Here is a 19,377-nt window from a genome sequence, read left to right on the forward strand (position 1 = left end):
TCACAAGGTAAACTAGCGAAATAAACGATTTCCGGTGAATGAAGCATGAAGAACAAGCCCCCTCTGAGCAAAGACGAACAACAGCTCTTCAGAGAGTCGGTGGCGGGCGCAAAAAAACTGCGCCAGGACACCATCGTCCACCGCCCGCCGAAGCCCAAGATCAAACAGATTGCGCCGCAGCGGCTGCTGCAGGAGCAGGTCGATGCCAGCTATTATTTTTCAGATGAATACCAGCCGCAGCTGGAAGAGGAAGGCCCGACGCGCTACGTGCGCCCCGGCAGCAGCCCGTATGAGCTGAAGAAGCTGCGACGCGGCGATTATTCGCCGGAGCTGTTTCTGGATTTGCACGGCCTGACCCAGCTGCAGGCCAAGCAGGAACTGGGGGCGCTGATCGCCGCCTGCAAGCGCGAGCACGTGCACTGCGCCTGTGTGATGCACGGGCACGGCAAACATATCCTCAAACAGCAAACGCCGCTGTGGCTGGCGCAGCACCCCGACGTGCTGGCGTTCCATCAGGCGCCGAAGGAATGGGGCGGCAATGCCGCCATCCTGCTGCTGGTGGAGCTGGCGGAATAGCGCTGCGCAGAAACGACTCAGGGCGATGTCAGACATCGCCCTGAGTTTATTTTCGCACCGCGCGGCTCAGACCTTGGCCATTACCTGCGACGGGCTGACTTGCCATTCAAACTTGCCGTAGCTGCCGTCCGCCGGCAGATCGACGTTGGCGATCGCCGAGGTCGCGAACATCGGCGGGCACTCGCCCGGGCACAGTTCGGCCACCAGATACCCCACCAACGGCAGGTGCGACACGATAAGCACCGAGCTCACCCCTTGCATCGCCAGCGCCTGCAGATAGCTGCCGACCTGTTCGGCGTTGCCGCCCGGGGTCAGCTCGGGCAGCACTTCTTCGCCCTCCGGCAGCGTCAAGGCTTCACGCACCGTCGCCAGCGTCTGTTCGGCCCGCAGATAAGGGCTGACCAGCACGCGTTCAATATCCACAGACTTGGTGTTCAACCAGGCCGCCATCTGACGGGACTCGTCGCGGCCGCACAGGGTAAGGGGCCTTACCGCATCGCTGGCTGCCTCGAGCGCCGCCTCTCCGTGACGCATAATCAAAACTTGCATATTGCACCGCTGTTGTTGACAAAGTAACGCTATACAGAAACGCCGTGCGTGCTGTACCGCCGAGTTTTACAACCCCAAAGCCAAAGCTTTAAAACGATAACGCGCCGTCTCTTTATGGCGGCCGGGCATTTTGCCTGAAAGTTTGCCTAAAGAAAATGCTGTTTTTTACAGCAACCCTCCCCTGGCAAACCCTGATTGCTCACAGAACAATCAATTCAACGGGTTAAATTTTAACCTCGCCGCCATGAAATTTATTGATGGCGGTCAAGCTAACTTACCGCTGCCGCAGCCATGCTGTACAGCCTCACCGGCTGACGCTGTTGCAAGGAGTGATGGCGATCACAATGCGGCCCTGTTGCAACTATAGTGCAAATCGGGCCGCCCTGCGTTCAGCTCCCCAACGGGTAAAAACGCTCGCCCTGTTGCGCCATGCGCTGCAGGCGTTCACACGGAGTAAAGTGCTCGCCGTGCTGCTGGCGCAGGTATTCCAGCGTCTTCACCACCTTCTCGGCGCCGAGCTCGTCCATATAGCGGAACGGGCCGCCGAGGAACGGCGGGAAGCCAATGCCGAACACCGCACCGATGTCGCCGTCACGCGCGCTGCGGATCACGCCTTCCTCCAGGCAGCGCGCCGCTTCATTCAGCATCATCATCACGCAGCGCTGGGCGATGGTCGCCGGCAGCATATGCGCCTTCGGCGTGACGCCGAGCAGCGAATACAAAGAGGTATCCGCACGTTTACGCCGCTGCCGCTGCTGCCCCTCGCTCGGGTAGAGATAGAAGCCGCGGCCGTTCTTACGCCCTTTACGCCCGTCTTTCAGCACCGCATCGAACGCGGCCGGTGCGGCGAAACGCGGTCCCAGCGCCTCGACCAGTACCGGAATGATTTTGGTGCCGACGTCGATGCCCACTTCGTCCAACAACGTGATCGGGCCGACCGGGAAACCGAAATCCACCAGCGCCTTGTCCAGCGATTCCATCGGCTCGCCTTCCAGCAGGCAGCGCGCCGCTTCGTTGATGTACGGCGCCAGGATGCGGTTGACATAAAAACCGGCGCTGTCGCCCACCACGATGGCGGTCTTGCCCTGCTTGTGCGCCAACGCCACGGTAGTGGCGATGGTCTCTTCACTGGTACCGGCATGCGGGATCACTTCCACCAGCGGCATTTTGTCCACCGGGCTGAAGTAGTGCAGACCGATCACCTGCTGCGGCCGCTGGGCTTTCTCGGCGATGAGGCCGATAGGCAGCGAGGAGGTATTGGAGGCGAATACGGTATGCGGCGCACAGTGCGCTTCGACTTCGGCCACCATCTGCTGCTTCAGCGCCAGATCCTCAAACACCGCCTCGACCACGATATCCGCCTGCTCAAAGCCGGTGTAATCGGTAGAGCCGGAGATCAGCATCATCTGCTTTTGCCGCTCCGCCGGACGCATGCGCTTGCTGCGCACCCGCTTGCCGAGCACATCCCAGCTGTATTTCAGCGCGTGATTGATGCCGGTTTCATTGATGTCTTTGATGCGCACCGGCAACCCGCCGCGCGTGGCGGTAACGCAGGCGATGCCGCCGCCCATCAGGCCGCCGCCGAGAATGCCGACGCGATGCAGGGTGTGCGGCCTGGCATTGCCGCCCCGTTCTTTTTTCAGCGCGGTGGAAGCGAAGAACAGGCTGCGCAGCGCCGCCGACTGCGGCGTCATCGCCAATTCGCCGAAGGCGCGCGCTTCGGCCTCATAGCCGCTGGCGCTGCCGTGATCCAGCCCGGTGCGCACCACCTGAATGATGCGCTCCGCCGCCGGGTAGTTGCCATGCGTTTTCGCCAACGTTTTCTTGCGCACTATGCTGAACAGCAGGTTTCTGCCCAGCGGGCCGTTGAGCAGGCGATCCTGCCACGGCAGCTCGCGCTGATGCTTCCAGCCCTGCTTCACCCGCTCGATAGCGGTCTGCAACAAAATCGACGGCGGCACGGCGTCGTCCACCAGCCCCATGCGCAGCGCCTGGCGGGCGCGAATGTGCTTGCCGGTCAGGATCATATCCAGCGCCTTGGCGGCGCCGATCAGACGCGGCAGACGTTGAGTGCCGCCGGAGCCCGGCAGCAGACCCAGCTGCACTTCCGGCAGACCGAGCGCGGTTTTGTCATCCAGCGAACAGACGCGGCCGTGGCAGGCCAGCGCCAGCTCCAGGCCGCCGCCCAGGCAGGCGCCGTGAATGGCCGCCACCACCGGCACTGGAAAAGCGGCGATCTGCGCCAGCGTGCTCTGCCCTTTTTTGGCCAGCGTCTCCGCCTCTTTGGCGCTGGCGCAGGCGGCGATCATAGTGATGTCGGCGCCGGCGATAAACGAGTCCGGCTTGCCGGAAACGATCACCAGCCCTTCCAGCGCGGTATGCTGCTGCGCCCGGATCAGCACGTCGTTGACCTGTTCGACGAACTCGGCCTTGAGCGTATTGACCTTGTCACCCGGCACGTCGATGGTGATCACGCCGATGTTGTCGGGGCGAATCGTCAGCTGAAAAGCCGACGGCGTGGCGCGCTGTTCGTGCAATGCGTTCTCGAAGCTCATTATTCCACCTCCACGATCATCGCGGCCCCTAACCCGCCGGCGGCGCAGGCGGTGGTCAGGCCCAGCCCGCCGCCGCGACGTTTCAGCTCATGCAGCGTCTGGGTGATCATCCGCGCGCCGGTGGCGGCGAACGGGTGGCCATAGGCGATAGAACCGCCCAACACGTTGAATTTGTCCATATCCACCTCACCGATCGCCTGGCTGCGGCCAAGCTTCTCGCGAGCGAACGCTTCGCTGGCGAACATCTTCAGGTTAGCCAGCGTTTGCGCGGCGAAGGCTTCATGCATGTCGATGAGCGTCAGATCCGCCAGACCGATGCCGGCGCGATCCAGCGCCAGCGGCGTGGCGTAGGAGGGCCCCAGCAGCATGTCTTCCCACACGTCGATGGCGGCGAAGGCGAAGCTGCGCAAATAGCCCAGCGGCTGCAGCCCCAGCTCTTTGGCGCGCGATTCGCTCATCATCAATACCGCCGCCGCGCCGTCGGTCAGCGGCGTACTGTTGGCCGCGGTGACGCTGCCATGCTTGCGATCGAACGCCGGCTTCAGCTTGGCGTAGGAAGCCAGGCTGGAGTCTTTGCGGATGTTGTTGTCTTCAGAAAGCTGCGCGCGGTAAGGCGGCACGTAGGCGGTCATCACCTCGTCGCGCAGCCAGCCCTCTCGCCAGGCCTTGGCCGCCAGCTCGTGGGAACGGTGCGCCAGCGCATCCTGCGCTTCACGGGTGATGCCGTGGCTTTTCGCCATCTGTTCGGCGGTATCGCCCATGCGCAGGCCGGTGGAATACTCCGCCACCGCTGGCGGCACCGGCATCAGATCGCGGAATTTAAGCCGGCTGAACAGCTTGAGGCGCTGCGACAGCGTGCGCGCCTTGTTGACGTCCACCAACGTGCGCGCCAGCGCTTTGCTGACGCCGATCGGCAAGACGGAAGAAGAGTCGGCCCCGCCGGCGATGCCGACGCTGATGCTGCCGGCCATGATGCTCTCCGCCACGTTGGCGATCGCCTGGAAACTGGTGGCGCAGGCGCGCGACACGCTGTAGGCGTCGGTGTGGACGCTCATGCCGGTGCCGAGCACGATTTCACGCGCGATGTTCGGCGCCTCGGGCATTTGTACCACCTGGCCGAACACCAGTTGCTCGATAAGCTGCGGATCGATACCGCTGCGCGCCAACAGCTCGCTCACCGCCGTTTTCCCTAAATCCACCGCCGGAATGCCGTGATAGGCGGTCGCCTGTTTGGCAAAAGGGGTACGCAGTCCATTCACAATCGCAATGCGGTCACCATGACGGGTCACCAACGGCAGTGCCTTACTCATAAATGCTCCTGAAGAAAATAACGTCAGCGCAATGGGCAGAAAGAGGTCTGACCTGATGAGGTCATTGTTAACCAAACGGTTACATTTGGCAAACCGGCAGAGATCAAAACTGCGAGCAGGCGCACTTTCTACAGGAGGGGATACGGGAAAGGAAATCCCCGGCGCGCAACAGGCGGCGCCGGGGGTAAAGCGGGATTAACGCAGGCCGAGCTGGAAGATCAGGGTTTCCGCCTGGCAGGCGAAGGTGAAATCGGCCTCCAACTGCACGCCGCCGTCAACCGGTTTAATGCTACTGCTGATGTCACAAGGGTCGGATTCGACCGCGTGCGCCTTTTCGCTCAGGGCCGCCAACATCGCCTCCGCATCTTGTTGATTGCTGAACACTTGGCTATAGGATGCGGTGCAATCGGTATTATCCATCACGGTGCCGACATCCACACAGCAGCAGGCTGCGGTTTCCTGGGCGCTGCATTTATTAATTGCATCTGACATGATTGGTTCTCCTCAAGGGCCTCTGTTATCAGCCCAAATTGCCGTTTTACTCACCGGCACAAAGCCACAAAATTCTGCGGGTATTTTACTCCTCCGCGCAGGCAATCACTAGCACTTACTTTTACTGGGTGTTTTAAGTGATGGAAATCACAAATAAAAATGAGCGTCTGCTAAGGAATAGTAAGAATTTTGTTATTTACCGCTGGCTTTTTGTTAAGCGGATCTCTTTTTTGATATCAGGTTAGAAATATTTCAAAAACAAACTTGCAACATCTTCACAGGTCAGACCTATACTTCAGCCACTGGTCTGATTTGTCTGAACGATAACGGACCCTACAATCCCGCGCTCCTTGTTACTTCGTGTAACAATAGTTTAAATAATAAACACATAATGAGGTTTTGGTCATGAGCCAGAAAAACCTATTGACTAAATCAGCTCTCGCAGCTGCAGTGGCAATTATTTCTTCAAACGTGTCTGCCGCAGGATTCCAGCTGAACGAGTTCTCAGCAGCTGGTTTAGGACGTTCGTATTCTGGCGAAGGCGCCATGGCGGATACGGCGGCCTCCGCGAGCCGCAACCCGGCATTGTTGATGATGTATACCCGCCCGGAACTCTCCATCGGCGCGGTCTTCATCGATCCAGACGTAGACATCACCGGCAAATCTCCTTCCGGTGCCAGCCTGGATGCGAAAAACATCGCGCCAACCGCCTGGGTGCCGAACCTGCATTACGTTCACCCGATTAACGATCAGTTCGCCGTAGGCGGCTCTGTCACCAGCAACTACGGCCTGGCGACCGAATTCAACGACGGCTACACCGCGGGCGCTTACGGCGGTAAAACCGATCTGGAAACCCTGAACCTGAACCTGAGCGGCGCTTACCGCCTGGATCAACATTTCAGCTTCGGCCTGGGCTTTGATGCCGTCTACGCCAGAGCCAAACTGGAACGCTACGCTGGTGAATTGCCGAAGCTGCTTGCCGGTCAAGGCCTGCAAACCGGTAAATTAACGCCTCAGCAAGCCGGGATGATCGCTCAAATCCCTGGCGACACCCAGATTTCTCACCTGAAAGGCGATAAATGGGGCTTCGGCTGGAACGCCGGCCTGCTGTACGAAGTGGATGAAAACAACCGTTACGGCTTCACCTATCGCTCTGAAGTGAAAATCAAGTTCGACGGTGACTACAAGAGCAGCCTGCCGGCACAGTACAACCCAATTACCCAGGCGCTGGGCGTGGGCTTACCGTGGGGCACCAGCGGCAGCACCATCCCAGGTTCTCTGGATCTGAACCTGCCGGAAATGTGGGAACTGTCCGGTTACAACAAAGTGGCACCGCAGTGGGCCATCCACTACAGCCTGGCCTACACCAGCTGGAGTCAGTTCCAGGAGCTGAGAGCCACCGGCAGCAACGGTCAAACGCTGTTCCAGAAGCATGAAGGCTTCCGCGACGCTTACCGCATCGCGCTGGGTACCACTTACTTCTACGACGACAACTGGACCTTCCGCGGCGGCGTTGCCTTCGATGACAGCCCGGTGCCGGCACAGAACCGTTCCATCTCCATTCCGGATCAGGACCGCTTCTGGGTCAGCGCAGGTACCTCTTATGCGTTCAACAAAGACGCTTCGGTTGACGTCGGCGTGTCCTACATGCACGGCCAGAAAGTCACCATCAACGAAGGCCCTTACACCTTCAACTCGGTGGGCAAGGCCTGGCTGTACGGCGCCAACTTCAACTACCGCTTCTAATCTCGCTTGAGAAAGATGCCAAAGCGCCCTACGGGGCGCTTTTTCTTTGCCTGCCGCTCGCGGCATAAAAAAACCCGCCTGATGGCGGGTTTTTTTATGCCTTATGCCAAAGATTACTGCGAGTCGATCTCGTCCAACTCGCCCTGAATCGCCTTGGCGTTCGGGTTCTCTTCCGGCTTGAGCGAACCGCCGTTGGCGATGAAATCGTGGCGCTGGAAGTAAGCCTCGCGCACCATGACATAAGGATCGGAGGAGTTGCGCAGCAGGCCGTCGGAATCCAGCAGTTGGGCGCGGGTTTCGATACCCTCGACCACCCATTTGCCCGCCGACATCCAGAAGGTCAGGTAGCTCAGCATCGGATACAGCGTATCCGCAAAATCACCGCCGTCTTCACGCAGCGTGAAGCTGCCGTAGCCAGGCAACATCACATACGGACCGTAACCCACATCGTAATGGCCCAAGGTGCTGCCGAAACGGTTCGGCTCTTCGCGCGCCAGTTTCGGGTTGGCCATGCCGGCCACGTCGATCAGGCCGCCCATGCCAAGCAGGGTATTCAGGAAGAAACGGTTGAAGTGGATCATCCCACGGTAAGGATCGCCCTTCAGGAAGGCGTTGACCATGCTGGCCGGTTCTTCCAGGTTGGAGGTGAAGTTGCTGATGCCGTTACGCGCCGGCATCGGCACATAGTCGCGCCACGCCACCGCGACCGGGCGCAGGATATAAGGATCCAGGACGTTGTAGTTGAAGTCGAACATCGTCCGGTTAAATCCTTCCAGCGGATCGGAACGCCCTTGCGGCTCGTTGTCTGGCGCGCTGGCACAGCCCACCAGTAATACCGTTGCGAATGCCACCCCAGTCAGGCGAAAATTCATATTTTTCTCCATAAAAACACGTTCGGTCTTATTTTTCAGGGACCTGCTTGTTTATCTGAACGCTAACCTGCTCTTTACCGCTGAATGTCTGCAGCGAGCTTTCGCCGAACCAGTCTCCCGGCTGCGGCGTGGCCAATCCGTCCTGTGAGAGGCGCACACGCACCTGCACCTGATGCTGCGCCGAGAGTAGACGCTCGGGCATCATGGCGTTGCTGTCATCCAGAGAGAAAGACAGCGGAAAACGGCTCAGCGGCAATTGTTTTACCGCCACCGGCACCGGGCTGACGCCGTCGGTGACCGAGATGACCAGCGTGCCCTGCGGCGGCATGGCTTTCGCCGCCTGCGGTGACAGCGAAACGGTCACATTCAGTTTAACAGTTTCTCCGCCTGCCTGGGCTTTTGCTTGTGCAATGCTGCGCTTTATCACTTCCGCGCGCGGATCGTTGGCCGGCAGAAGCTGCAACATCACCTGCCAGGCGCCGATCGCCTGCTTGAAATCGCCCTGTTCGAAGGCATTGAACGCCAGCAGGCTCAGCACCCGCGGATCGCTGTGATTTTCCGCGATCATGCGCCGCAACAGCTGCGTCGCCTGCTTGTTATCCTCCGGATCGTTGGAGCGAGTCAAGACCTCGGCATAGCCGAGCCGCACTTCCAGACTATTCGGATCCAATTGATAAGCATGGGCAAATGCCTGCGTGGCGGTGGTGGCGTTGTTCAGCGCCATACCGACGCGCCCCAGCATCATCCAGTCGTTGATGTTGCGATCGTCCTGCTGCAGCTCGGTGCGCAGCCCCAGCCCAAGACGGGCGATCTCTTCCATGCTCAGCGGTTTGGCGCGTTCATTGGCGACGCGCTCGCGCAATTCCGGCATTTGCGCCTGCACCAGACGCCAATCCAGCACCTGCGCCAGCCCGCCGGTTTTCAGATAAAAGCCAACCGTCACCACCAACAATAACAGCACGCCCGGCACCAGCGCCCAGCGGTTGATCGGCTTCGCCTGCAGCGCTTGCTGCTCGGCGGGAATGTCGTACAACAGGTTCTGCTGCAGCTCTTTCACCAGCTCCGGGCGCTCGGCCACTACGCCCTGCTGCTCATCCTGCTCCAGTTCGCTGAGGCGATCCTGATAAAACGCCTTGTTCAACGCATCGCGCGTGGCGGCGCTCTGCTTGCCGCGGCGCATCGCCGGCACCACCAGCGTTGCCGCGGCGCCGGCCAGCAACGCGCAAATAATCAGCCAAAAAGCCATTAGGGTTTCTTCCTGTCAGTCTCTTGCAACAGCGCCGCCAGGCGCTGCCGTTCCCGTTCGGAGAATTCATCGTCTGCCGCTGCACCGGGCCGGCGACGGGTGCGCAGGATCACCACCGCCCCGCCGATCAACACAAACAGCAGCGGGCCGATCCACAAGATCAGCGTCGCCGGCGTTACCGGCGGTTCGTAGGTGACGAAGTTGCCGTAACGCGCCACCATGTAATCGATGATCTGCTGCTTGCTTTGCCCCTGCATCATCAGCTCATACACCTTGGTGCGCATGTCGGCGGCGATGATGGCGTTGGAATCGGCAATGCTGTTGTTTTGGCATTTCGGGCAGCGCAGTTGTTCGGTCAACTCGCGATACTGCTGCTCCTGCTCGACGGAGTTGAAGCGATAGGTATCGATCGCCGCAGCGGCGCTCCAGCTCAGCAACGCGGCGCACAGCAGGACAATCAGCCTCATGCCTCACCCCCGTATTTTTTATACAGCGGCAACACTTCCTGCTGCCAGACGCGCTCGTTCATGTCGCCGGCGTGGCGATAGCGAATAATCCCCTGGCCGTCGATAAGGAAGGTCTCAGGCGCGCCGTACACCCCGAGATCCAAGCCCAGCATGCCGTCGCCGTCATACAGGCTGAGGGCATAGGGATTGCCGAGGGAATTGAGCCAGATCACCGCCTTGGCGCGATCGTCTTTGTAATTCAAGCCGACCACCCGTACACCGCGCGCCGCCAGCGTATTGAGGTACTGGTGCTCCGCGCGGCAGGTCGGGCACCAGGTGGCCCAGACGTTGAGCAATATCGGCTTACCGTCGCGCAGCACCGCCTGATCGTAGGTTTTGCCTGGCTGATCCAGCGATTCCAGCCTGAAGGTCGGCACCGGCTTGCCGATCAGCGCCGATTCCAGCATGGTCGGATCTTCGCCGCCGGCGTTGCGCGTCAGCTGCACCATCAGCGCCGCCACCAGCAGCAGAAACAGCACCAGGGGGATAAACAGCAGCTTACGCTTCATGGTTGCGCCTCCAGCTTGCCTTCGCGTTTGAGCTTTTTACTCATGCGGTAACGCGGATCGAGAATGCACAGCAGGCCGCCGATCGCCATAAAGACGCCGCCGAACCAGATCCAGCGCACGAAAGGTTTGTAATACAGACGCACCGCCCAGGAGCCGTCTTCCAGCTCCTCGCCCAGCGCCGCGTACAGATCGCGGCTGAAACCGCCGTCGATCGCCGCCTCGGTCATCATGCTGCGCGCCACGCTGTAGTAGCGTTTCTCTGCGCGCAGCGTCGCCTCTGGCTTGCCGTTGCGCGTGACGTCGATGATGCCGACGCCGCCGCTGTAGTTCGGGCCGCGGATGTCGTGCACGTCGCGGAACACGAAGTGATAGTTGTGGATATCCACGCTGTCGCCGGCCTTCATCCGCACGTCGCGCTCCACGCTGTAATTCTGGCTGAAGGCGATGCCGATCACCGTCACCGCCACGCCGAGGTGGCCGAGCACCATGCCCCAGTGGCTGCGGGACAGCTGACGCAGGCCGCGCCAGAAACCGTGACGATGGGTGGCGCGCTCATGCAGCTCCATCAGCGTCAGGATGATCACCCACAGCGCCATGATCAGGCCCACCACCGTCATGCCGGCGATGCTGTCCTGCAACAGCCACGGCAGCAGGATTGACAGCACCAGCGTCGCCAACAGCGCCACGCCGAGGCGGCGCCACAGCTTGCTCGGCTCATCGCGGCGCCAGCGCACCAGCGGGCCGATGCCCAACAGCAGCGCCAACGGCGCCATCAGCCAGGTGAACATGGTGTTGAAGAACGGCTCACCGATCGAGATGCTGCCCAACCCCAGCTGTTTGTGCACCAGCGGCAGCAACGTGCCCAGCAGCACCACCAGCATGGCGGCGATCAGCAGCACGTTGTTGCCCAGCAGAAAGGTCTCGCGCGAGAAGGTTTCGTGCTGCACTCGGCTGCGCACCTGGCCGCCTTTGACCGCGTACAACAGCAGCGAGCCGCCGATCACGATCACCAGATAGGCGAGGATAAACATGCCGCGCGCCGGATCGGAGGCGAAGGAGTGCACCGAGACCAGCACGCCGGAGCGCACCAGGAAGGTGCCCAGCAGGCACAGCGAGAAGGCAGTGATCGCCAGCAACACCGTCCAGGCTTTGAACGTGCCGCGTTTTTCGGTCACCGCCAGCGAATGCATCAGCGCGGTGCCGGCCAGCCACGGCATAAAGGAGGCGTTTTCCACCGGATCCCAGAACCACCAGCCGCCCCAACCCAGCTCATAGTAGGCCCAGGCCGAGCCGAGCACGATGCCCAGCGTGAGGAACACCCAGGCGGCGGTGGTCCACGGGCGCGACCAGCGCGCCCAGGCGGTATCGAGCCGGCCTGCCATCAGCGAAGCGATGGCGAACGCAAAGGCGACCGAGAAGCCGACATAGCCCATATACAACAGCGGCGGGTGGAAGATCAGGCCGATATCCTGCAGCAGCGGGTTGAGATCGCTGCCGTCGATCGGAAAATTCGGCAGCGTACGGGTGAACGGGTTGGAGGTCATGATGATGAACAGCAGGAAACCGGCGGTGATCATCCCCATCACCGACAGCACCCGCGCCACCGCATCCTGCGGCATCGCCCGGCTGCACAGCGCCACCGCCAGCGACCAACAGCTCAGCAGCAGCACCCACAGCAGCAGCGAACCTTCATGCGCCCCCCAGGTGGCGGCGATGCGGTAATACACCGGCAGTTGAGTATTGGAGTTGGTGGCCACGTAGGCGACGGTAAAATCGTTGACCACGAAGGCGTGCACCAGGCACAGGAACGCCAGCGCAATCGCGGCGAACATGCCGTAGGTCAGCGGCCGCGCCACCGCCATCATGCGGCTGTCCTGCCGCGCCGCGCCCCACTGCGGGTAAATGCTCAGCAGCAGCGCAATCGCCAGCGCCAGGCACAGCAGAAAACTGCCCAGTTCCGGCATCATGACTTGGTGCCCTCCGCCTGCGGCGCGCTATACGCCTGCGTCGGCCCTTGGTGGTTCTCTTTCATCGCGTCGGCCACTTCCGGCGGGGTGTATTTCTCATCGTGTTTGGCCAACACTTCGCGCGCGTTGACCACGTTGCCCTCACCCAGCACGCCCTGCGCTACCACGCCCTGCCCTTCGCGGAACAGGTCCGGCAGAATGCCGGTATAGGTCACGCCGATCGCGCCGCGCGCGTCGTAAATCTTGAAGCTGACCTGCAGCGTATTGGGATCGCGCTTCACCGAGCCGGGCATCACCATGCCGCCGATGCGCAGCCGCTGGCCGACTTCGGGCTTCTCATGGTTTTCGCCCTTGCCCTGCAGGATTTCACCCGGGGTGTAGAACAGATCGATGTTGGAGCGCAGCGCGTACAGCATCAGGGTCGCGGTCAGCGCGATGCCGATCAGCACAACGATCGCCAGATAAAGGCGGCTTTTACGACGTGGATTCACAATGATTTCTCCCGCGGTGCGGCGGATTTTTGTTTTGATTGTTGCGCATGGCGAATGCGCCGCTCGCGCGCCTGACGCCGGCCGATCTCGGCGAGCAGTTGCCGCCGCTGCCAGACGGTGTGCGCCACCAGCCCCAACAGCGAAATCAGCGTGGCGGCGACCGCCAGCCAGACATAGAAGGCGTAGCCGCCCATGGCGAAAAACGCCGACCAGGAATCGAACGCGGCGTTCATGACTGACGCTCCTTATTCACCAGCCCGGCGACCCACGGGCGCTGGCGCTCCTGGAACAGGATCAGATTGCGCAGGCGCATCAGCGTCAGCGTGACGAACAGCAACAGGTAGCCGAGGATCGCCCAGCGCAGCGGGGTGCGCATGCTCGGCGCGATGGACTGCTGCATATTGGTCGAGCCCTGATGCAGCGTATTCCACCATTCAACGGAGAAATGGATGATCGGAATATTCACCACCCCCACCAGCACCAGAATGCCGGCGGCGCGGCCCGCCAGGCGGCGGTCTTCGAAGGCATTATACAGCGCGATGACGCCCATATAGAGAAACAGCAGCACCAGTTCGGAGGTCAGACGCGCGTCCCACACCCACCAGGTGCCCCACATCGGCTTGCCCCAGGCAGAGCCGGTCACCAACGCAATAAAGGTGAACACCGCGCCGATCGGCGCCATCGCCGCCACCACGGTATCGGACATTTTCATCTGCCACACCAGGCCGATAAACGCCGCCACCGCCATCGAGGCGTAGATGCCCATCGACCACATGGCCGCCGGCACGTGAATATAAATGATGCGGAAGCTGTCGCCCTGTTGATAGTCTTTCGGCGCGAAACCAAAGCCCCATGCCCAGCCGAGCAGCAGGCAAACCGCCGCCGCCAGCCCCAGCCAGGGGATGAAGCGGCCGCAGACGTGATACAGCCGCTCGGGCCGCGCCAGTTGATGTAACCATTTCCACATTGTCGTCAGTGCTCACGGTAATTTTTGTGCGTCGGCCGCCCCGAGCGATCGAAACGGCGAAAATCTTCTGCGGGGTACGCTCTTGTCGGCCTTGCCCCGTCTGTTCATTCAATCAGTTAGCTAGTGCACGCTCACTCGCAGCGCCGCCGCGGTGGCAAACGGTGCCAATGTCACGCTGCCCGCCAGCATCGCGCCGAGTATCGCCAGATAACCGTCGATCGGCATGCCCATCGAGGCGGCGTCGATCGCGCCGGTGGCGAAGATCAGCACCGGGATATACAGCGGCAGCACCAGCAGGCTGAGCAGCACGCCCCCTTTGCGCAGACCGACGGTCAACCCCACGCCGATAGCGCCTATCAGACTCAGCGTCGGCGTGCCGAGCAGCAGCGTCCCCGCCACCGCCAGCCAGGTTTGCATATCGAGCGACAGCAGCAGCGCCACCAGCGGCGACAGGATCAGCAACGGTAATCCCGTCACGACCCAGTGAGCACACACTTTGCCCAGCACCGTCATCGGCAGCGGCGTCGGCAGCAGCAACAGCTGCTCCAGCGAACCGTCGAGAAAATCGTCGCGAAACAGCCGCTCCAACGAGAGCAGCGAGGCCAGCAGCGCCGCCACCCACACGATGCCCGGCGCAATGCGCGCCAGCAGCTGCGGCTCAGGGCCAATCCCCAACGGGAACAGCGTGATGACGATCAGGAAAAACCACAACGGGTTGACGATCTCCGAACCTTTACGGCAGGCGATTTTCAATTCGCGACGCAGCAGGGTCAAAAACATCACAAACTCCCCGCGTCGTGTTCCGCCAACCGGATTCTGCCCACCGTTTGGCTGACGCCGGCCAAATCCTGGTGCGTGGTCAACAATACCATGCCGCCCCGCTGCGCATGTTGTTCAAAAAGGCTAATCAACTCGGCCACGCCCTGTTTGTCGATCGCCGTTAGCGGCTCATCGAGGATCCACAGCGGCGCCGCACTCAGCCACAGGCGCGCCAGCGCCACGCGCCGCTGCTGCCCCGCCGACAGCTGCGCCACCGGCAGATCTTCGTAACCTACCAGCCCCACCTGCTCCAGCGCGCGCCAGATGGCCTGATGATCGGCGGCGCCGCGCACCGCTTGATAAAACTGCAGATTTTCGAAGGGCGTCAATACGGCCTTGATGCCGGGCTGATGGCCGATAAACAACAAGTCTTGCTGGTAGGCTGCACGATCGCGCAACGTGCTGCGCCCGCGCCAGCACACCTCGCCGCCGTCCGGCCGCGCCAGACCGGCGAGAATGCGCAGCAGACTGGTCTTGCCCGCGCCGTTCGGCCCTTCTACCTGAATGATATCGCCCGGCTGAACTGAAAAGCTTAGCTCGCTAAACAGGATGCGCTCATCGCGCACGCAACTCAGACTTTTGGCTTCCAGCATCGGGGAACTCATATTTTTCTTTGGGATAGCGAATCATAGCATAAGCCTTTCCCCGCACGCAGCCCGCGGCGGGCGCGCCAACGGGACAATATGGCGAGCAGGATCAAGAATGCGTGGAAAAAACCGGCGGATTTTAACTCTTGTTACCTTTTTCTGTATTTCGCCGCATTTAGGCCGGGCAGCTACGCTTAATGACGTGAACTCACCCTTATTGAGCAGGAGCGACAGCATGAACGAACAGCAGCGCCAGGAGCACGAGCAGGATGAGACGATGCAGGTAGAGAGCGAAGAGCAGGAACAGGGCAAGCGCGAAATCGAAGTCAGGGAAGAGAATCTGCCGTCGCGCGCGGCGGCGGTACATGAACAGATCCGGATGGAGGGCGAAAAAGAGCTGGAGCGCGACGGGCTGGCGTTGCTGTGGTCGGCAGTCGCCGCCGGGCTGTCGATGGGCGCCTCGCTGGCGGCGAAAGGCATTTTCCACGCCCGTCTGCCGGACGATCCCAGCCGTTTTTTCATCGAGAACCTCGGCTACACCTTCGGTTTTATCATCGTCATCATGGCGCGCCAGCAGCTGTTTACCGAAAACACCGTCACGGCAGTGTTGCCAGTCATGCATAAACCCACGCCGCGTAACCTGCTGATCCTGCTGCGACTGTGGGGCGTGGTGCTGCTCGGCAACCTGATCGGCACCGGGCTGGCGGCGCTGGCGTTTACCCATATGCCGCTGTTCGACACCGAAACACGCGGCGCCTTCATCAGCCTGGGCGAAGAGGTGATACGCCATACGCCGGGAGAAATGTTCGCCAACGGCATTCTGGCCGGCTGGATCATCGCTACCATGGTATGGATGTTCCCGGCCGCCGGCGCGGCGAAAATCTGGGTGATCGTGCTGATGACCTATCTGGTGGCGATTTGCGATTTGACCCATATCGTGGTCGGTTCGGTAGAGATCCTCTATCTGGTGTTCAACGGCGCGATTGGCTGGCGAGAATTCGTTTATCCGTTCGCCTTGCCGACGCTGGCGGGCAATATCATCGGCGGCACCTTTATCTTTGCGCTGATAAGCCATGCGCAAATCCGCAACGATTTGAGCGCCAAAAATAAGGCGGCGCGCCTGCAAGAGGAAAAACGGCGCCACGGCGGGGAAAAACCGTGATCGCCGTCGGTTAGCCGAGGAAATTTCGGCGCGAACTGGCGAGGTATTGAGCAAACGCGCCGCTAAGCGCTTATTCTGCGGGTAAAAAAAGGTATAATGCCCCGGCAGCTTCGGTTGCCGACCCGCAGCGTCCCCGTAGTTAAACGGATATAACAAGCCCCTCCTAAGGGCTAGTTACTGGTTCGATTCCAGTCGGGGACACCATCCTTTCTAATCAAGCTATTCCCCATCATCTGCATCTGCATCTGCGTCCGCAATCCGCCCTTTTCCCCTGTTCAGACTCGATTTCCCCGAGCGTTATGATTGGCGTTAATTAAAAAACTTAATATCCGTCGGGGTAGCAATCGTCGCCGCCTCCCCCCTGGCCTGCAACCTGCCCGTCTCATCATCGAAATCGAACAGGGCCACGGTATTGGTGAACACATTCGTGGCATAGAGGTAGCGGCCTCCGGCATCGAACGCGAGCGCACGCGGTTCAATGCCGCCGGCTTGATAGCGCGCCGGCGCGCCTGGCAGACCATTCTCGGCAATGCTTAATACCAGCAGTTGATTATCGCTGCCACGATTGGTGGCAATAAGATATTTTCCGCTCGGACTCAGGATAATGGCTCCGCCGCTTTTAAATTCCGCCGAGTCCTGCCCACCGTTCAGTTTCACTTTCCCCAGCGGCGTCAATCGATGGTCGTTGACGGCAAACGCCTCGATGTCGCCCGCCATTTCGGTGATGACATAGGCATATTCGCCTTGCGGCGAGAACACCATGTGCCGTGGACCGGCGCCAGGTGCAAAGCTGACATCGCGCGAGGCATCCGCCTGCAACGGCTGCGCACTATCCGAACGATAGCGATAGGCGTGCAGCTTGTCCCCGCCAAGATCCGCCGCATACAGATAGTTGCCATCGCGGCTGAAGGTGGTGGAGTGCGCATGGCCCCCTTCCTGACGCCCCTGCACGGCGCCGGAACCTGATGTAAACGGATAATGCTGCACGGACTCACCCAGCTTGCCGTCGCCGCCAATCGGCAATGCCGTCACGCCCGCGCCACCTTGAGTGACGGAGTAGTTGGCGACAAACAGATACCGGCCATCAGGGCTGAGTGTGGCATGCGTCGGCTGCCGGCCTGCACTGTTCACCGTATTCAGTACCCGGACGGCGCCGTCTTGGCCTATTGCCAACGCGGTCACCGTTCCCGCGTCCTCTTCATTGGTGACATAGGCAAAACGGCCATCGCGAGATTTTACGATCCACGACGGGCTTTTCATCTTAATCACATCGAGCGGCGTTAACGTGCCGTCGCCATTCACCGCCAGGCGATAGAGCCCTTCACTGGGATGCGCCGGTTTCTGCACCGCCGGCGCATCTGGAATATGGGTCCAGGTTCCGACCAACGCTATTTTCTGATGTTCCTGCTTATTTGCCATCGCATTTCCTGAAAACATGAAAAAAATTAACACCACCGTAAATTTAATGGCCTGCTGACCTAAACCGGCAACCCTTGTTCGGCCAGGCGCAGGTAATGTAAAAGGTAGCATAAAGCGAACCTGTTGGCGTTTATTAATCGGGTCGAGGCTTTTTTCTCTATTCATGATGTCTTCTTGCCTTATCACTAGGTTACAGGAATAAGTATATCGACATTGATAACATTACCATTTAAATTATCTTGTCTATATAACTCGATAAAAAAGCTCTCCCGCATTTTGACATTGATAGCCGGCAGATAGATGTCGTATATTCCTTCGAAAAATTTAACGTACTCTGACAACTCCCCCATAAAGGGGATGACAATATATCTACCCATAGGGATATAAAAATTAAAAATAGAATGAAAAACCTCTGGTTCCTTGCTGCTGGAATGCCATTTATGGCTCCTGTTCTTTTCGGCATTACACACCCCTCGCTGCTTGCTTAACCATTTCTCATTGGTCTGTGCAATGTCACTGGCATCTCTGTATTTTCTTATAGAATGAAAAATCAGTGCCTTGTAATGCTTTAACATCTCAATGTCATCCGGCATGACCGCGTGGTAGAAATAGGGTTTCTTGTCGTTGCCATATGGCGGGATCTGCATGGAAAAATCCCACCCCCTGCTGTTCCTGAAGCTGTTGGGCGTTTCGCCAAAGAAACGTTTGAATGCCCGCGTGTAACATTGCTGAGAGGCAAACCCGGATGCCAGGGCAACATCCAATATATTTCCTTGGTGCTGTTTGAGCAGAATAGCAGAGCGACTCAGTTTTCTATTCCTTATATAAGTCCCGAGCGTTATGCCAAAATAATGCTTAAACAGCCGTTGCAAATGCCATTTAGAGTAGCCTGAAATAATGGAAACCTTTTCAACTGACAGCCCCTCGACAATATTCTTCTCCATATACTCCAACACCTGTACAAGAATATCTTTTCTGTAATCCATATGTGCTCCTTGCCTTTATAAGATTTGCGTCCTTTTTATTAAAATCGTTAACCAAACAAACCAAGTCATTAAGATTAATCCTAAAAAAAATCACCCTACCAATTCATTTTTTACGGCATAGGAAAAACTATCGCATAAATAACTGAAAATGATCATGTTATATAAATCCCGCCATGGGAAACCCATAAAACAAAATCAAGCCATGTAAAATGCACTCATCAAAGATGCACTTGCCACACCTGGTGGAATCACACTTTTTGTTAATTGTTTTACCTTAAAGTGTTTTTTTACAGCCGGATTGCATGGCCGAATAGGAATTTCATCATCACAAATGAAAACGCATTTTATAGTTTGGCCCGCCGATAAATATTACTGCGGCCGATATGTAAAAGGATGATCGTCAGTCAAAGAAAACGAGAGAGGTAAGCTCAGGAATTGAACGTTGTTCTCAATAATCTCGCGTCGCAATAGCACATTTCTTTTTTATCGTTCCAGCGCAGAGAAAACGGATGTTTTAACCAACCTTGCTCGATGCCCTGTTTTACAAACCACGCCCATAGGGAGCCACGTCCACTCCCGTGAACCGCACACCTCTCCCCCGGTAAAATACCGAGCCGA

19 protein-coding genes and 1 tRNA gene are annotated in these 19,377 nt (G+C 59.1%); 4 read left to right on the forward strand and 16 right to left on the reverse strand.

Annotated elements, in window-relative coordinates; genetic code table 11:
• The first annotated feature begins 45 nt into the window (after window positions 1–45).
• Complete coding sequence (smrB, locus tag GKN89_RS06745) at window positions 46–576, forward strand: endonuclease SmrB (RefSeq protein ID WP_019453777.1); 531 nt, start codon at window positions 46–48, stop codon at window positions 574–576.
• Window positions 577–642: 66 nt separating this feature from the next.
• On the opposite strand, the gene sixA is transcribed toward smrB, so the two are convergent.
• The 4 genes from sixA to GKN89_RS06765 form a co-directional block, all read right to left on the reverse strand.
• Window positions 643–1,125: a phosphohistidine phosphatase SixA gene (sixA, locus tag GKN89_RS06750; RefSeq protein ID WP_004936230.1), complete on the reverse strand. Its 483-nt coding sequence runs from the start codon at window positions 1,123–1,125 to the stop codon at window positions 643–645.
• 389 nt (window positions 1,126–1,514) lie between these two features.
• Window positions 1,515–3,680, reverse strand: coding sequence for a fatty acid oxidation complex subunit alpha FadJ (gene fadJ / locus GKN89_RS06755; RefSeq protein ID WP_019453779.1), 2,166 nt, complete (start codon window positions 3,678–3,680; stop codon window positions 1,515–1,517).
• The gene (fadI, locus tag GKN89_RS06760; RefSeq protein ID WP_019453780.1) at window positions 3,680–4,990 is read right to left on the reverse strand and encodes an acetyl-CoA C-acyltransferase FadI; all 1,311 of its coding nucleotides are present in this window, start codon (window positions 4,988–4,990) and stop codon (window positions 3,680–3,682) included. The genes fadJ and fadI overlap by 1 nt, the downstream gene beginning before the upstream one ends.
• 195 nt (window positions 4,991–5,185) lie before the next feature.
• Entirely contained in the window at window positions 5,186–5,482 is a 297-nt protein-coding gene (locus GKN89_RS06765; RefSeq protein WP_019453781.1) for a YfcZ/YiiS family protein, read from the reverse strand.
• A gap of 405 nt (window positions 5,483–5,887) precedes the next feature.
• Between GKN89_RS06765 and fadL the strand changes: the two genes are divergently transcribed.
• Entirely contained in the window at window positions 5,888–7,228 is a 1,341-nt protein-coding gene (fadL, locus tag GKN89_RS06770) for a long-chain fatty acid transporter FadL (RefSeq protein WP_025160155.1), read from the forward strand.
• A 113-nt stretch (window positions 7,229–7,341) separates the two neighbouring features.
• Here fadL and mlaA read toward each other — a convergent pair whose 3' ends face one another.
• From mlaA to ccmA, 10 genes are all read right to left on the reverse strand, one after another.
• A complete protein-coding gene (mlaA, locus tag GKN89_RS06775) occupies window positions 7,342–8,100 on the reverse strand; it encodes a phospholipid-binding lipoprotein MlaA (RefSeq protein ID WP_019453783.1) in 759 nt (252 codons plus the stop codon).
• Between the two features lie 28 nt (window positions 8,101–8,128).
• Window positions 8,129–9,346, reverse strand: a complete 1,218-nt coding sequence (ccmI, locus tag GKN89_RS06780; protein WP_154746580.1) for a c-type cytochrome biogenesis protein CcmI — start codon at window positions 9,344–9,346, stop codon at window positions 8,129–8,131.
• Window positions 9,346–9,813, reverse strand: coding sequence for a cytochrome c-type biogenesis protein (locus tag GKN89_RS06785; RefSeq protein ID WP_019453785.1), 468 nt, complete (start codon window positions 9,811–9,813; stop codon window positions 9,346–9,348). Before GKN89_RS06785 ends, ccmI begins: the two co-directional genes overlap by 1 nt.
• Entirely contained in the window at window positions 9,810–10,361 is a 552-nt protein-coding gene (locus GKN89_RS06790) for a DsbE family thiol:disulfide interchange protein (protein WP_019453786.1), read from the reverse strand. Before GKN89_RS06790 ends, GKN89_RS06785 begins: the two co-directional genes overlap by 4 nt.
• Window positions 10,358–12,328 (reverse strand): heme lyase CcmF/NrfE family subunit, encoded by a 1,971-nt coding sequence (locus tag GKN89_RS06795; RefSeq protein WP_154746581.1) that lies wholly within the window; start codon window positions 12,326–12,328, stop codon window positions 10,358–10,360. The genes GKN89_RS06790 and GKN89_RS06795 overlap by 4 nt, the downstream gene beginning before the upstream one ends.
• Window positions 12,325–12,819: a cytochrome c maturation protein CcmE gene (ccmE, locus tag GKN89_RS06800; protein ID WP_211129962.1), complete on the reverse strand. Its 495-nt coding sequence runs from the start codon at window positions 12,817–12,819 to the stop codon at window positions 12,325–12,327. The genes GKN89_RS06795 and ccmE overlap by 4 nt, the downstream gene beginning before the upstream one ends.
• Window positions 12,816–13,052 (reverse strand): heme exporter protein CcmD, encoded by a 237-nt coding sequence (gene ccmD / locus GKN89_RS06805; protein ID WP_004936267.1) that lies wholly within the window; start codon window positions 13,050–13,052, stop codon window positions 12,816–12,818. The genes ccmE and ccmD overlap by 4 nt, the downstream gene beginning before the upstream one ends.
• Complete coding sequence (locus GKN89_RS06810) at window positions 13,049–13,786, reverse strand: heme ABC transporter permease (RefSeq protein WP_019453789.1); 738 nt, start codon at window positions 13,784–13,786, stop codon at window positions 13,049–13,051. The genes ccmD and GKN89_RS06810 overlap by 4 nt, the downstream gene beginning before the upstream one ends.
• A 120-nt stretch (window positions 13,787–13,906) precedes the next feature.
• On the reverse strand, window positions 13,907–14,566 hold the full coding sequence (gene ccmB, locus GKN89_RS06815; protein WP_019453790.1) for a heme exporter protein CcmB: 660 nt from the start codon (window positions 14,564–14,566) through the stop codon (window positions 13,907–13,909).
• Window positions 14,566–15,198, reverse strand: a complete 633-nt coding sequence (ccmA, locus tag GKN89_RS06820) for a cytochrome c biogenesis heme-transporting ATPase CcmA (RefSeq protein WP_019453791.1) — start codon at window positions 15,196–15,198, stop codon at window positions 14,566–14,568. The genes ccmB and ccmA overlap by 1 nt, the downstream gene beginning before the upstream one ends.
• Window positions 15,199–15,427: 229 nt before the next feature.
• Here ccmA and GKN89_RS06825 point away from each other — a divergent pair, with 229 nt between their 5' ends.
• Together GKN89_RS06825 and GKN89_RS06830 are read left to right on the forward strand one after the other, a co-directional pair.
• Window positions 15,428–16,354 (forward strand): formate/nitrite transporter family protein, encoded by a 927-nt coding sequence (locus tag GKN89_RS06825; protein WP_019453792.1) that lies wholly within the window; start codon window positions 15,428–15,430, stop codon window positions 16,352–16,354.
• A gap of 129 nt (window positions 16,355–16,483) precedes the next feature.
• Window positions 16,484–16,558 (forward strand) — tRNA-Arg (locus GKN89_RS06830).
• A 105-nt stretch (window positions 16,559–16,663) separates the two neighbouring features.
• Here GKN89_RS06830 and GKN89_RS06835 read toward each other — a convergent pair.
• Entirely contained in the window at window positions 16,664–17,938 is a 1,275-nt protein-coding gene (locus GKN89_RS06835) for a lactonase family protein (protein ID WP_230328927.1), read from the reverse strand.
• A 20-nt stretch (window positions 17,939–17,958) separates the two neighbouring features.
• The gene (locus GKN89_RS06840) at window positions 17,959–18,759 is read right to left on the reverse strand and encodes a helix-turn-helix domain-containing protein (RefSeq protein ID WP_154746582.1); all 801 of its coding nucleotides are present in this window, start codon (window positions 18,757–18,759) and stop codon (window positions 17,959–17,961) included.
• Window positions 18,760–19,377: the final 618 nt, after the last annotated feature.

This window comes from Serratia sp. YC16 (assembly GCF_009707615.1).
Classification (GTDB): Bacteria; Pseudomonadota; Gammaproteobacteria; order Enterobacterales; family Enterobacteriaceae; genus Serratia; species Serratia surfactantfaciens.

Excerpts from the sequence above, each read along its gene's own strand:
- smrB (WP_019453777.1), top strand. The coding sequence starts at position 46 with ATGAAGAACAAGCCCCCTCTGAGCAAAGACGAACAACAGCTCTTCAGA.
- sixA (WP_004936230.1), bottom strand. The coding sequence starts at position 1,125 with ATGCAAGTTTTGATTATGCGTCACGGAGAGGCGGCGCTCGAGGCAGCC.
- fadJ (WP_019453779.1), bottom strand. The coding sequence starts at position 3,680 with ATGAGCTTCGAGAACGCATTGCACGAACAGCGCGCCACGCCGTCGGCT.
- fadI (WP_019453780.1), bottom strand. The coding sequence starts at position 4,990 with ATGAGTAAGGCACTGCCGTTGGTGACCCGTCATGGTGACCGCATTGCG.
- GKN89_RS06765 (WP_019453781.1), bottom strand. The coding sequence starts at position 5,482 with ATGTCAGATGCAATTAATAAATGCAGCGCCCAGGAAACCGCAGCCTGC.
- fadL (WP_025160155.1), top strand. The coding sequence starts at position 5,888 with ATGAGCCAGAAAAACCTATTGACTAAATCAGCTCTCGCAGCTGCAGTG.
- mlaA (WP_019453783.1), bottom strand. The coding sequence starts at position 8,100 with ATGAATTTTCGCCTGACTGGGGTGGCATTCGCAACGGTATTACTGGTG.
- ccmI (WP_154746580.1), bottom strand. The coding sequence starts at position 9,346 with ATGGCTTTTTGGCTGATTATTTGCGCGTTGCTGGCCGGCGCCGCGGCA.
- GKN89_RS06785 (WP_019453785.1), bottom strand. The coding sequence starts at position 9,813 with ATGAGGCTGATTGTCCTGCTGTGCGCCGCGTTGCTGAGCTGGAGCGCC.
- GKN89_RS06790 (WP_019453786.1), bottom strand. The coding sequence starts at position 10,361 with ATGAAGCGTAAGCTGCTGTTTATCCCCCTGGTGCTGTTTCTGCTGCTG.
- GKN89_RS06795 (WP_154746581.1), bottom strand. The coding sequence starts at position 12,328 with ATGATGCCGGAACTGGGCAGTTTTCTGCTGTGCCTGGCGCTGGCGATT.
- ccmD (WP_004936267.1), bottom strand. The coding sequence starts at position 13,052 with ATGAACGCCGCGTTCGATTCCTGGTCGGCGTTTTTCGCCATGGGCGGC.
- GKN89_RS06810 (WP_019453789.1), bottom strand. The coding sequence starts at position 13,786 with ATGTGGAAATGGTTACATCAACTGGCGCGGCCCGAGCGGCTGTATCAC.
- ccmB (WP_019453790.1), bottom strand. The coding sequence starts at position 14,566 with ATGTTTTTGACCCTGCTGCGTCGCGAATTGAAAATCGCCTGCCGTAAA.
- ccmA (WP_019453791.1), bottom strand. The coding sequence starts at position 15,198 with ATGCTGGAAGCCAAAAGTCTGAGTTGCGTGCGCGATGAGCGCATCCTG.
- GKN89_RS06825 (WP_019453792.1), top strand. The coding sequence starts at position 15,428 with ATGAACGAACAGCAGCGCCAGGAGCACGAGCAGGATGAGACGATGCAG.
- GKN89_RS06835 (WP_230328927.1), bottom strand. The coding sequence starts at position 17,938 with ATGAATAGAGAAAAAAGCCTCGACCCGATTAATAAACGCCAACAGGTT.
- GKN89_RS06840 (WP_154746582.1), bottom strand. The coding sequence starts at position 18,759 with ATGGATTACAGAAAAGATATTCTTGTACAGGTGTTGGAGTATATGGAG.